At 60.2% G+C, this 12728-nt stretch carries 9 protein-coding genes and 1 pseudogene; 6 read left to right on the top strand and 4 right to left on the bottom strand.

Annotation, left to right across the window (positions count from 1 at the left end; all coding sequences use genetic code 11):
* Positions 1–18: 18 nt before the first annotated feature.
* Complete coding sequence (locus RBH71_RS11540; protein ID WP_111800747.1) at positions 19–1299, bottom strand: ABC transporter substrate-binding protein; 1281 nt, start codon at positions 1297–1299, stop codon at positions 19–21.
* 194 nt (positions 1300–1493) lie between these two features.
* Between RBH71_RS11540 and RBH71_RS11535 the strand changes: the two are divergent.
* The 6 genes and pseudogenes from RBH71_RS11535 to RBH71_RS11510 all read left to right on the top strand — a co-directional run bounded on the left by RBH71_RS11535 (position 1494) and on the right by RBH71_RS11510 (position 9640).
* Positions 1494–4019: pseudogene (locus tag RBH71_RS11535) on the top strand (hypothetical protein).
* Between the two features lie 13 nt (positions 4020–4032).
* Positions 4033–5127, top strand: a complete 1095-nt coding sequence (locus RBH71_RS11530; RefSeq protein WP_013762386.1) for a glycoside hydrolase family 88 protein — start codon at positions 4033–4035, stop codon at positions 5125–5127.
* The gene (locus RBH71_RS11525; RefSeq protein WP_111800745.1) at positions 5124–6476 is read left to right on the top strand and encodes a glycoside hydrolase family 28 protein; all 1353 of its coding nucleotides are present in this window, start codon (positions 5124–5126) and stop codon (positions 6474–6476) included. The genes RBH71_RS11530 and RBH71_RS11525 overlap by 4 nt, the downstream gene beginning before the upstream one ends.
* Positions 6476–7582: a sn-glycerol-3-phosphate ABC transporter ATP-binding protein UgpC gene (locus RBH71_RS11520; protein ID WP_323687300.1), complete on the top strand. Its 1107-nt coding sequence runs from the start codon at positions 6476–6478 to the stop codon at positions 7580–7582. The genes RBH71_RS11525 and RBH71_RS11520 overlap by 1 nt, the downstream gene beginning before the upstream one ends.
* A gap of 1 nt (position 7583) precedes the next feature.
* Positions 7584–8579, top strand: coding sequence for a carbohydrate ABC transporter permease (locus RBH71_RS11515; protein ID WP_004431062.1), 996 nt, complete (start codon positions 7584–7586; stop codon positions 8577–8579).
* A gap of 14 nt (positions 8580–8593) precedes the next feature.
* Complete coding sequence (locus RBH71_RS11510; protein WP_188348448.1) at positions 8594–9640, top strand: carbohydrate ABC transporter permease; 1047 nt, start codon at positions 8594–8596, stop codon at positions 9638–9640.
* 10 nt (positions 9641–9650) lie between these two features.
* Here the strand turns inward: RBH71_RS11510 and RBH71_RS11505 are convergent, their stop codons facing one another.
* The 3 genes from RBH71_RS11505 to RBH71_RS11495 all read right to left on the bottom strand — a co-directional run bounded on the left by RBH71_RS11505 (position 9651) and on the right by RBH71_RS11495 (position 12723).
* A complete protein-coding gene (locus RBH71_RS11505; protein ID WP_179784459.1) occupies positions 9651–10697 on the bottom strand; it encodes a LacI family DNA-binding transcriptional regulator in 1047 nt (348 codons plus the stop codon).
* A 220-nt stretch (positions 10698–10917) separates the two neighbouring features.
* Entirely contained in the window at positions 10918–11703 is a 786-nt protein-coding gene (locus RBH71_RS11500; RefSeq protein ID WP_111800742.1) for a TIM barrel protein, read from the bottom strand.
* A 9-nt stretch (positions 11704–11712) separates the two neighbouring features.
* On the bottom strand, positions 11713–12723 hold the full coding sequence (locus tag RBH71_RS11495; RefSeq protein WP_111800741.1) for a Gfo/Idh/MocA family protein: 1011 nt from the start codon (positions 12721–12723) through the stop codon (positions 11713–11715).
* Positions 12724–12728: the final 5 nt, after the last annotated feature.

Raw genomic sequence — 12728 nt, 5'->3', positions numbered from 1 at the left:
TGAAAGAACGGGCGCTCATCATTTCTTGACCGCAACGGCCTCATTGATCTTGGCGACATCGTCTTCCAGGACCTTGTAGGTCTGGTCGAGCGTCAGTTCGCCGACGATGAGCTGGCTCATGCGCTGGACGATCTGCTGATACATGGCAGTGCCACCCTTGGCGTGCTCGAATTCGCGGGCGGCCTGCGGCACATTCTTCTTGTTGTCCAGGAAGACCTTCATCGCCGCCTTGGCGTTTTCGCTCTTCAGCTTGTATTGCGGATCGACGATTTCGGCACCCGTCAGGATCACGTAATTTTCGGCGATTTCCCGCTGCACCTTTTCAGAGCCGAGGAATTCGACGAAATGGGCGACATCTTCGGGATATTTGGTGCGCTTGAAGCCGACAATCGCCGTGCCGCCGGGCATGGCATAGCAACCGGCATCGCCGCAGGGGGCGTTGATCGCGGTCCATTCGAAGCTGTCACCGATCTTGTTCTGGAACGGATTGACCATCCAGTTGCCGGCCAGATAGGTCACGACATTGCCGTTGACGAATTCATCGCCCATGTTCTTGTATTGCGAGCCACCCGCAGCACCCCACATTTCCTTTGGGAAGCTGCCGTTCTGCGTCCATGAATAGATGTCGGAGATGTATTTTTTCGCCGCGTCGTCGGGGAAGCTGAACTTGCCGTCCTTCACATAGGTCGCACCATAAGCGAAGGCGCCGCCAGAGAAGCGGTGGCCGGAGCGGTCCATGGTGAAGGGAATCTGCACGCCGGTCGACTTGGCAACGCGGGCGGACGCCTCGACAATCTCGCTCAATTTCGCGGTCGGGCCGGGCAAGGGTTCACCCGCCTGCTCGAACAGCGTCTTGTTGACGAAGGGCAGGTTCAGCGTCTGCGAGGCCATGTAACCGTTGATCGACTGCGGATCGTTGACACCAGGCAGACGAAGCTGGGCAAGGCTCGAGCCGTGCAGTTTGGCAAAGCCATCCGCATCTTTCATGTAGGGGCGCATGTCGAGATAGTAGGAAGCGAGCTGCCAGTCGGTGATCTTGGCAACATCCGGCCCCTCGCCCACCGCTAGCTGTACCGGCAGCTGCTTGGAAACGGCATCATAACCGGAAGACACGAAGTTGATCTTCACGCCCGGATTGGCCGCCTCGAACTCCTTGCTGAGTTCAGACATGCGCTGCACATAACCCTGGTCGTCATCCGTAAAAAGGAACGTGATCGTTCTTGTCTCGGCCTCTGCGACCGAAAGGCCGGCGAAAGAGGCCAATACGAGGGCGCTAACGCCCGAAAACAGTTTCAGCATGCTCATCCTCCCAATGAAAAACTTTTCACAAATCGAATTGAAGCTCCTCGTCTTAATTCGATTTCGCTTGTTTTGCGACTTGACAGAATAAACGTCAAGCTGTTTGTTTCGGCTAAATCGCACAAATCGCCGCAACAAAGCGAAAATAGATTTGTGAAAATAATTTCATAAAGATCGACGGGAGGCGATCCATTATGACGGATGTACCATTGGCGACGGGCATGTCGCAGCCCACATATACCGTACCGCCAAGCGAAACGGTTACCGCCTGGATCGTCTCGGATCTGGTGGAAACCTCATTTCCGGGAATTGCGGCACCGGCGGAAGACCGGGTCGATTATCGCTTCATCAACGGCTTTGTGGATGTTGGCGACCTGCCCTGCCGCAAGGCCTTTCAAGAGACGATGATCGGCCGTGACATCGCGCCCGACTCCAGCTTTACGGTTTCGCACCTCAACCTGCCGGGTTCTAACCGACGCGTTGAATTCACCGGTTTCTGGCACGTTCCGACCCATGTGCAGCGCTGGCTGAAGGGCACGTTCCGCAGCGACACCACAAGACTGGCGCATTTCCGGCTGCGCACCTGCGGCGGCGTGCGCATCTGGGTGGGCGGCGTGGAGCAGGTCCGCTTTGAGCCCTTTATCCGCAATGTCGAAAGCAGCCGCGATATCACGCTCGAACTTGCGGCCGGCGATAACGAAGTGCTGCTGCTTTGCGAAGATCTGGCGGAACGTGACATCATCTGGTTCTTCGAGCTTGAGGTTACGGACGCCACGCCGCTCACCGTCGTGCTGCCGGTGCCGCTCGACCGGGAAGAAACGAAACGTCTTGCCGCACTGGTGCGCGATGTTCGCCCCGCACGCGACGTTTTTCCGGCGCGGCCCTCGAGCTGGTTTTCGGGGCAGCACCTGCCAGCGACCTTCCCGTCCACATTGCGGTGAAAAGCCACGGCCACGAGCGCGCCGCCCTTGCCGAGGTCGAGACCGTGCTGAAAGCCGGGCAATCGACCCTGACGATCCCCGAGACGGCAGGCATTTCGGACGGATATCATGGCGTCAGGATCACCATCGGTTCAGGTGCCGGAACGGTAACGCGCGTCATCGACGCAGCCTTCATGGGCGATATGGCGCCACAACCGGCCGCCACCGATATTGCCGAGCGAAAGAAAGCGGCATTGTCCTTCAGCGCCCGCTTTGGTGCATGGCGCATCGGCCGCGCGCTGGCAATGGTCGCTACCGGCAGCGGTGACATGAAGACGATTTCCGGCATCGTCGACGCAACGCTGCGGTCCATCGACCGGCGCGAGGATTGCTCCGATTTCGTGCTGGTGCCGCTTCTCTGGCTGGTGCGCGCCTATGGTGACCGGCTTCCCCCTCAGATGCTTGAGCGGATCAACTCTTCTATTCTCTCCTATCGCTACTGGGGTGGACGAACCCGGCAACGACGTCATGTGGTTCTGGAGCGAAAACCACGTTCTGTGCTTCCATACCAGCCAGCTGCTCGCGGGAGACTATCTGCCGGACGCCATCTTCAGCGCCTCCGGGCGCACCGGCAGGGAGCAGGCGGCGCTGGCCGCAGACCGGCTGCAGCGCTGGTTCGGCAGCGTCGAGGCGCACGGTCTCGCCGAATGGAATTCGGCCGCCTATTACCCGGTGGATTTCATCGGCCTTCTCGCCATCGAACATTGGGCCGAACCGGAACTTGCCGCCCGCGCCCGCCACCAGCTCGATCTCATTTTCGAAATGATCGCTCTGCACACGCTTGGTGGCGTTCCCTCCGGTTCCCAGGGCAGAGCCTATGACAAGGAGCTGCGCGCCGGGCCGCTGACGGAACTTGCACCTTTTGCGCAAGTTGCCTTCGGTCAGGGCTGGCTCAACAATGGCGTCGCCTCGCTGCCGATGTTCTGCTGTGGAGATTACCTGCCGCCTCCGCATCTTGCCGCCCTGTCGCAACTGACAGGCGGCCGCATGGTCGAGGCGCGTTATGCGCAGGGACTGGAGCCCGGCAAACTCGTGCTTTTCAAGAACGAAGCAGCCCAGCTTTCCACTGTGGTGGACCACAAGACAGGTCGCAAGGGCCACCAGCAGCACGTCATGGACATCAAGCTTGCTGGCCATCCGATGGCGCGGCTGTGGGTCAACCATCCCGGCGAAGATGATCCGTGGGGCACACAGCGCCCCTCTTATTGGGCCGGCAGCGGCATCCTGCCGCGCGTGGCGCAGCACCGGGATATCGCCATGATGATCTTCGATACGGATGATCACCGCAATGATTGGACCCATGCCTATCTCGGTCGCGACGGGCTGGACGAGGTGGTGACGAAGGGTAACTGGCTCATCACCCGCGCGGGCCGCGGCTTTGCAGCACTTTATGCGACCAATGGGCTTGAACCTGTAACAGCAGGCGCCACCGCCGACCGCGAGATCAGATCACCTGGCCGCCGCGCTGGCTGGATCGGCATTATCGGCTGCGGAGATACGAACGCATTCGCGCACTTCCGCGAAAGAATTCTCGCCACGCAGGTCATGTTCGACGCCGACAGGCGCCTGCTGTCTGTCACGCCGCCCGGTGGCCCCGAACTCTCCCTCAACTGGGACGGCAACTTCACCATCGGCGGGCAAGCCATGGCCTTCGACCACGAGCAGCCACAGCCACAGATCACCTTCGACAGTGCCAAAACCGCCGCAGGCAACGGCGTGGCACAGCCATTTTACTCCTAAGCGGAATGACCAGATGAACCAGCAAAGCATCGAGAAAGACACTCTCAGAACGACGATCGACAGCGTCGCCGCCGCCTTCAGCCGCCTCAAGGGCATACAGGAAGGCCTGGCAAGCGGCAGTTCCGACGGCAAGATTCAGTTCGATGAATGGGATTGGGAAGTGGGCGTTGGCCTTTACGGCTTCCTGCGCCGGGCGCTTGCCGCAAACGACCAGAAAGCTCTGGACGATCTCGTGACCTGGTACGGCTGGCAGATCGATCGTGGCCTGCCGCCACGCCAGATCAACAGTTCCGCGCCAATGCTGCCGCTCGTCATCCTCACAGAACATGTCGACCGGCCGGATTTCCGGGCGCTGGTAGAAGACTGGGCCGACTGGCTTGTGCACAAATTGCCGAAAACCGAAGATGGCGGCTTCCAGCACGTGGTCAAGGAACGGCTTAACGAGGGTGAACTCTGGGACGACACGCTGTTCATGGCTTGTCTGTTCCTTGCCCGCGCCGGTGTGGTCTGCAAACGTCAGGACTGGATCGATGAGGCAGTCTACCAGTTCATGATCCATGCGCGTTACCTGTCAGACCCCGTGACCGGGCTGTGGTATCACGGCTGGACCTTCATCGGACGCCACAATTTTGCGCATGCCTTCTGGGCACGCGGCAATTCCTGGATCACCGTTGCAATCCCCGAACTCTTCGAACTGGTGCCGACGCTTGCCGAAAAGGACAAACGTTTCCTCGCCAATGTGCTTGCAAGCCAGGTGCGTTCGCTGCGCCAGTATCAGCGCGAGGATGGCATGTTCCACACGCTCCTCGACGATCCGACTTCGCCGGTCGAGACGTCGGCAACCGCTGGCATCGCCTATGGCATTCTGCGCGGCATCGAGGCAGGTATTCTCGGCGAAGAAAACCGCGCCCATGCCGAGCGGGCGCTGAAGGCGGTGCTGGGCAATATCGATGATGAAGGCGTCGTGCACGGTGTGTCGGACGGAACGCCCATGGGCCACGACCTCGATTTCTACCGCCGCATTCCCAATTTGCCGACACCCTATGGGCAGGCGCTGACGATGCTGCTGCTGATCGACGTCTTTCTGAAAAGGCCGCAGGCATCATGAGTGCTCACACCAATATCACGATTGCCGCTGAGGGACGTGACGCCACTGCCGATATCCAGCAGGCAATAGATACAGCATCGGCCGCAGGCGGCGGCGTCGTGTCGCTCTTGGCCGGACGGCATGTCAGCGGCGGCCTTCATCTTAAAAGCGACGTGGAACTTCACCTTGCACAAGACGCTGTTCTCGCGCCGATTTCCGACTACGACGCCTATGCCCATACGTCCGTTTCTGTCATCGCCGAGGATTCCGACCGCGGCATGATCGTCGCAAAGGGCGCGAGCAACATCGCCGTCACCGGCCCCGGCCGTATCGAGGCTGGCGGTGAGAACTTCATCATCGGTGACGACGAAGCCATGGGAACCTATGTGCCCGCGAAAAAGAGGCCGCGTGTCATGGTTCTGGAATCCTGCCGCGACGTTCGCCTTGAAAACCTCGTCGTCAGCGGTTCGCCAATGTGGACCCTGCACATGGTCGATTGCGAAGATCTGAGTTTCCGCAACATCCGTGTCGAAAACGATCGCCGCCTGCCCAACACCGACGGCATCGTGCTGGATGCCTGCCGGCGCGCACTGATCGAGGATTGCTCCATCTCCACCGCCGATGACGGTATCTGCCTGAAGACCAGCGTCGGACCGGATGGCAAGGCTGTTGGCGCCTGCGCCGATATCACGGTTCGCCGCTGCACTGTCTCAAGCATGAGCTGCGCCTTGAAGCTCGGCACGGAATCCTTCGGCGATTTCACCGATGTGGCGTTCGAGGACTGCAAGGTCATCGCATCCAATCGCGGCATCGGCCTTTTCTCCCGCGATGGCGGCGCCATGCGCAATATCCGCTTTTCGCGGATCGAGGCGGAGTGCCACGAAACGCCGGGCGGGTTCTGGGGATCGGGCGAAGCCGTGACTGTCACCGTGGTAGACCGTCGGCCGGAACGTCAGGCTGGCAAGGTTGAAAACCTTGTGGTGGAAGACGTGAGCGGTTCGATGGAAGGGGCGATAAACCTCGTCGCCACCTCGAGCGCCGGCATCCACAATGTCACGCTCGCGCGCATTTCACTGTCGCAACAGCCCGGCAAACTCGGCACCGGCCTGCAATATGATCTTCGCCCGACCAATGCGGACATTGCGCCAAGTCCGGAGGCTGCCGGCCGCGCCAATGCCTGGACACGCAGCGCCGACGGCAGGATCGTCGGACTTGAAGATTACCCCGGCGGCATGCCTGCGGTCTATCTGTCCGGCGTTCACGGATATTCTGCGCGCGACGTTGCCATTGGAAGAACGATGCCCTTACCCGAGGGCTGGAATGCAAAAGAGATCGTCGCAGAGACGACCTTGCCCGAAGGGAGCAGGTAATGGGAAGTCTAAAGCTGGAAAACCTCAATAAGGCATTCGGTGCCGTTCATGTCCTGCATGATATCGATCTTCAGATCGAGAACGGGGAATTCGTCGTTTTCGTCGGTCCTTCCGGCTGCGGAAAATCCACGCTGCTGCGCATCATCGCCGGCCTTGAGGATGTGACGTCAGGTACCATCGGCATTGGCGGACGCGATGTCAGCGCGCTCTCGCCGGCCGAGCGCAAGATCGCCATGGTCTTCCAGTCCTATGCGCTCTATCCACATATGAGTGTGCGCAAGAACCTCGCCTTCGGCCTTGAAAACCTGCGTTTCAAGCGGGCAGAAATCGAAAGCCGCATCAACGAGGCAGCGCGCATGCTGGCCATCGAACCCTATCTCGACCGCAAGCCGAAACAGCTTTCCGGCGGCCAGCGCCAGCGCGTTGCCATCGGCCGTGCCATCGTGCGCGAGCCTGACATTTTCCTGTTTGACGAGCCGCTGTCGAACCTCGATGCGGCGCTGCGCGTGCAGACCCGCGCCGAAATCACAAGGCTGCATCGCGATATCAAGACGACGATGATCTATGTGACCCACGATCAGGTGGAAGCCATGACCATGGCCGACAAGATCGTGGTGCTGCGTGCAGGCCGCATCGAACGGGTTGGCAGCCCGCTCGAGCTTTTCGACAATCCGCGCAACCTCTTCGTCGCCGGCTTCCTCGGTTCACCGCGCATGAACATATTAAAGGGCACATTCGTCGCCGGCAGCGACGGCGGCTTCGCAATCGACACCGGATACGGCGTGTCCCTGCCCTGCCTCGTCGATCCCGCCGTGGCTACCCCCGGAAAGGCAGTTCTGGCGGGCATCCGCCCCTCGCATTTTATCATCACGCAGGAAAAGGGCCTGCCCTTCGAGGTGCAGTACCACGAAAGCCTCGGCACCGAGACCTATCTCTACGGCAATCTTCAGGGCCAGAAAGAGCAGATCATCGTGCACCAGGCTGGCCACTTCGCACCCGCTTCAGGCTCAGTTCTGAACATCATGCCGGCGCGCGAAAGGGTGCATGTCTTCGACCCCGAAACCGAACTGGCGCTGCCCCGCCTTGACAGCCACGGGAGAGATTAGCATGGCCAATCCGACGCTTGCGAGACTGTCCGACCGCGTGCTCGACGCCGTGATGGCGATTGCCGAAGTGCCGCTCAACCTCATAGAGCGGCTGATCGGCAAAAGACGCATGCCCTATATTTTCCTGATGCCGAACCTCGTTCTCTTCGGCATCTTCACCTTCCTGCCGATTGCCATTGCCGTCGGTTACGCCTTTACCGGCGGCACCGAGCTGCTGATCACAGACCGTCCGTTTGTCGGTCTGGAGAATTTCGGCAAGCTACTCGATTGCCAGAGCTATATGGACCCCGGAAGCTGCCGGGAATCGCTGTTCTGGACAGCGATCTGGAACACGCTCTGGTTCGTCGGCTTCAACGTTGTCGCCACGCTGTTCGTCGCGCTGGTCACGGCCCTCATTCTTAACAGGGCGATTGCCGCGCGCGGCTTCTTCCGCGCCATGTTCTTTTATCCCGTGCTGCTGTCACCTGTCGTCATCGGCCTCATCTGGAAATGGTTCCTTGACCGCAACGGACTGCTGAACGCCTTCTTCCAGATGCTCGGCGTGCCGCCGGAAATCTTCCTGCTGGATGTCGGCTGGTCGCGCTTCTTCGTCGTGGTCGTATCCGTCTGGTTCCACATGGGCTTTTACACGCTCATCCTGCTGGCAGGGCTGCAGGCCATTCCCAAAGACCTTTATGAAGCAGCCGCAATCGACGCCGCTTCGCCCCGACGCACATTGCTGCGCATCACCCTGCCGCTGCTGGCTCCCAACCTTCTCGTCGTACTGATCCTTTTGATGATCCGCTCAGTGCAAATATTTGATGAAGCCTGGGTTTTGACCAATGGCGGCGGGCCGGGCACGGCCAATACATTCGTGGTGCAATATATCTACCAGATGGCCTTCGGCAGCGATCTCAGGCTCTTCGGCCTCGCATCCGCCGCATCGGTTCTGATGGGCCTTGTTCTTCTCGCGCTGACGCTCGTGCAACTGCGCCTCGGCAAAAAGATGGAGTCCTGATCATGTCCGGCAATATGAACGCAGTCACTTTCCTGACGCGAACCCGCCGCCCCGGCAGGATCGGCCTCACCGATATTCTCTCCTGGGTGTGGCTCATTGGCGGAACGCTCGCGGTGCTCATACCCGTTGTCTGGGCCGCCATGTCTTCGCTGAAGCCGGAAGCCGAGATCACACGGTTTCCGCCGAGCCTTCTGCCGCGCGCCGCCGTGCAGGTGGAAGTTCCAGGTTATGACAGGCCGCTCAGCCTCTGGACCGTCACCATCGACGGCATGGCGCGGGAGATGGCCATGGTCCGGCGCGTTGGCATCAAGGCGCAGATGGTGGATCCGGCCAATCCCGGCCCGCCGGTCAGCGTCGACACGCGCGAAATGTCGCCCGTCCAGAAACTGACGATCGCGACGCAGAATTTTACCGATCCCTTGACCCAGTTCAACTTCCTGACTTTCCTGAAAAACTCGGTCTTCGTCACTGTTGTCGCGACCGTTTTAACCTTGATCGTCAACGCCATGGCGGCGTTTGCTCTCTCGAAATACCGCTTCCGCGGCGAGAAGGCGATTTTCGTGCTGATCATCTCCACGCTGATGATCCCACTTACCGTCGTCATGGTGCCAGCCTATCTTGTTATTGTCGGTGTCGGCCTCGTTGACAATCTCTGGGGTGTCATCATTCCCACCGTCGCGACGCCAACCGGCGTGTTCCTGCTCAGGCAATACATGCTGACGATCCCGGACGAACTGATCGAAGCCGCGCGCGTCGATGCGGCCAGCGAATTCCGCATCTTCTGGCGCATCATCCTGCCGCTGACGGCACCTGCACTAGCGGTTCTCGCAATCTTCTCGGTGCTGTGGCGCTGGAACGACTTCCTCTGGCCGTTGATCGTCCTCAGCAGCCGCGAGAACTTCACACTGCAGGTGGGTCTGAACGCCTTCCAGGGCGAGTTCTCGGTGCAATGGCACTATATTCTTGCCATGACCTTCCTCAGCCTGGCGCCGGTCACCGTCGTGTTCCTGTTCCTGCAACGCTATATCACGACAGGCATTGCTGGGACGGGCATGAAGTAAAAGCTCGGTATCACTTGGGGGGCGGTGCGATGCTGCCCCTCAGCACAAGTCGACAGCCAAGTTCCAGCCGGTGCGCAGGCCGGGTCGGGTCGGCGGCGACAAGCCGCTGCTCCAGCAGGGAAAGTGCCGCACCACCCAGCCTGTCGGCGGGCAATTGAATGGTGCTGAGCGGCGGCGCACTGAAGGCCGCCGGCATGATATCGTCAAAACCCAATACCGAAACGTCATCGGGAACCCGGACACCGGCATCCGTCAGTGCTTTCAGACAGCCAAGGGCCAGATTGTCGGCAGCGCAGAAAATCGCCGTTGCATTTCTGAGCGGGCGCTCCTCGGCCAGCAGGCGACGAATGGCGGTTTCGCCCCATTGGGGTTCATAACTCTCCACCTCAATGACCATATCCGCAGGCACCGGAAACCCCGCCGCAAGAAATGCGTCGCTATAGCCGTCGTAACGGCGGCGGATCGTCGTGCGCCCCTTCCAGGTAATGTGCAAAATATTGCGGTGCCCAAGGGAAAGCAGGTGCTCGATGCCGAGGCGGGCGCCGAAACGGTTCTCGGCCGTCACCGTATCTACGATCATGGCCGGGTCCTCGCCATTGATCAGCACCACCGGTTTGCCGAGCGCCGAAAGCGCCTGAACCAGTTGCGACCGGTCATCGTTCAACACCACGATGCCATCCACATTGTCGGCATCCGCCGCCTGCGCCACCGCGACAGGGTCAAGCCGGCTTGTGGCGCTGACGAAGGGCACGATGCGAATGCCGCGCCGTTCGCATTCGCGCCGGAAGCCGTTCAGCATCGTCCAGCTGACCATGTTGAGATCACTTTGCGGAGCCGCATCGTTGGTCATTGCCAGCAACACCACGCGCAGGGTCGCAATCGTCGCCTTCTGCCGGCGGTTTTCGAGATAACCGAGCGAACGGGCCGCTTCCAGCACCCGCTCGCGCACCAGCGTGGTCAGGGGGGCCGTGCCGTTAAGGGCGTGCGAAGCGGTGCTGAGCGAAACATTCGCCTGCTGCGCCACATCCTTAAGCGTCGTTTTCCTGTCTATTTTCATAAAAGGGAAATTCACCCGCTCTTTTAAGGATGGGGCAGGCAAGAAACCGGCACAAAGCAGTTGATTTCAAGAATACCCGAGCCCGATTGCTGCTCTGTTTTGTCACGCAAAGATTACAGCATCATCCGTAAAAGCGGAATTGATTTCTCTGTGTTTTCTACCAATCAGCGCGTATTCGAACGCAAGCACCGCCTGCAGCAAACCGCAGGCGGTGAGGCGGTCATAGCGCCTGGGAGATATGGTCGATACTGTCTCTGACGGCAGCAGCCGGGTCTTTCAACTCGTGCACCTCAGCCGCGAAAGGCTCGAAGCTGTAAGGCCCCTTGTAGCCAGCTGCCTCCAGCGTCCTGATCTGGGCAAGATTCTCCAGCCGGTCGTCGCTATCCACCAGAACGCGGTGGGCGTCCAGCATGTCGGCGACGGAGACAGCGGGGTCTGTCACGCCTGATATGTGGACGAGGCCGGTGCGTTCGGGGAAAAACACCGTCTCTCCTGCCAGATGATGATGGAAAGTGTCGTGCACCAGCCTGTAGACATCGCCTCCATCTGCCGCGTCGATGGCCTTGACGGCCTCAGCCTTGGTGCGCAGCGACGAGACGGGGAAACCGAGTGGTTCGACAAGGCCGATCAGCCCACGTTCCGCGACGATGGGCTTCATGGCCTTCAGCGCGGCCACGAGATCGTCGAAGGGTACCTGTCGGCCCTCGTTGAGCGGGCACATGACAAGCGCCTTAGCGCCACTTGCGGCGGCGTAATCAGCCATCACGACTGCCCTTTTTGGCAGATCACCCGACCAGACGTTGAATGGGTATAGCGCGTTGATGGAGATGATCGTCACACCGGCCTTTTCGGCCGCGGCCTTCACGGCAGCCGGGTCCACCGCGCCGACGATGTCAGGCAGGTCGTTGCGGATTTCGACTTCGCTAAGGCCAAGATTGCGCGCTGTCGCGAAGAAGTCCTCGAGGGAGAGTTTTGGTGCGGTGATGTGGTTGATGGCAAAACGCATGAGATATCCTCACTTATAAAGGGCAGGACGCGCGGGAAGGTCGATGGCGACCGCAGCGCCACCGGTTTCCTGCGCGGCGACGCAGGCATCGGATGTGATGGCGGCCACGTAACCGTCCCAGGAATTTGGTCCGGCCGCAGTCCCCTTCGCCGCCGCATGGATGAAATCCTGCAGCTCGACATCATAGCTCGCGATAAAGCGATCCTTCCAGTCTGTCAGGATATCGTTCTGCAGCTTGGCGCCAAGGCGGGTCTGGACGGACATCGGTTCTGGCAGGCTGGCGATGCCATCCTCTCCCACCACCTGGCACTGAATATCATAGCCATAATGGCAATTGACGAAAATTTCGACGTCGATGAGCGTGCCCCTGGTGGTCTCCAGAATGACGATCTGCGGATCCTTCAGCTGCGCATGGCTTCTGGCCGCCGAGCGGGGAAAGAGGACCCGCGCCGAAACATAATCATCGTCGAGCAGCCAGCGCAGCACGTCGATCTCGTGGATCATCGTGTCGTGGATGGCCATAGCAGTCACATATTGCTCCGGAACCGCCGGATTGCGATGGGCGGCGTGCACCATGATCGGCGCGCCGATCTTGGTGTCGACGGCCTGTTTCAACGCCACATAACCGGCGTCATAACGGCGCATGAAGCCCACCTGAACCAGCCGCTTGCCCTGCGCCACCTCGGCGTCAACGATGCGCTTTGCCCCTTCCGCCGTTGTCGCCAGCGGCTTTTCGCAAAAGCAGGGCTTGCCGGCGGCAATGGCGGCCAGCACATATTGCTCATGCGTGGCACCCCAGGATGTCACCAGAACGGCGTCCACATCCGGCGATGCAATCAGTTCCTCGCCGGTGGCGAAAATGACGGCGTCCGCAGCAATGTCGTTCTTCACCGCCTCGGCGGATGCAGGGTTGACGTCACTCAGCGCCACGACCTTTGCGCCTCCGAGGACCTTGTTGATGCGGCGGGCATGGTCACGGCCAATCGCGCCGGTGCCGATGACACCAATTCTCACAGTCATGGGAA

The organism is Rhizobium sp. AN68 (assembly GCF_030758035.1).
Lineage (GTDB): Bacteria > Pseudomonadota > Alphaproteobacteria > Rhizobiales > Rhizobiaceae > Agrobacterium > Agrobacterium tumefaciens.
Note: the sequence above shows the minus strand (reverse complement) of the source record. Positions and strands in the feature narration are given on the sequence as shown.

Bases quoted from the DNA above. Each gene is read 5' to 3' on its own strand.
- RBH71_RS11540 (WP_111800747.1), bottom strand. From the start codon at position 1,299: ATGCTGAAACTGTTTTCGGGCGTTAGCGCCCTCGTATTGGCCTCTTTC.
- RBH71_RS11530 (WP_013762386.1), top strand. From the start codon at position 4,033: ATGAACCAGCAAAGCATCGAGAAAGACACTCTCAGAACGACGATCGAC.
- RBH71_RS11525 (WP_111800745.1), top strand. From the start codon at position 5,124: ATGAGTGCTCACACCAATATCACGATTGCCGCTGAGGGACGTGACGCC.
- RBH71_RS11520 (WP_323687300.1), top strand. From the start codon at position 6,476: ATGGGAAGTCTAAAGCTGGAAAACCTCAATAAGGCATTCGGTGCCGTT.
- RBH71_RS11515 (WP_004431062.1), top strand. From the start codon at position 7,584: ATGGCCAATCCGACGCTTGCGAGACTGTCCGACCGCGTGCTCGACGCC.
- RBH71_RS11510 (WP_188348448.1), top strand. From the start codon at position 8,594: ATGAACGCAGTCACTTTCCTGACGCGAACCCGCCGCCCCGGCAGGATC.
- RBH71_RS11505 (WP_179784459.1), bottom strand. From the start codon at position 10,697: ATGAAAATAGACAGGAAAACGACGCTTAAGGATGTGGCGCAGCAGGCG.
- RBH71_RS11500 (WP_111800742.1), bottom strand. From the start codon at position 11,703: ATGCGTTTTGCCATCAACCACATCACCGCACCAAAACTCTCCCTCGAG.
- RBH71_RS11495 (WP_111800741.1), bottom strand. From the start codon at position 12,723: ATGACTGTGAGAATTGGTGTCATCGGCACCGGCGCGATTGGCCGTGAC.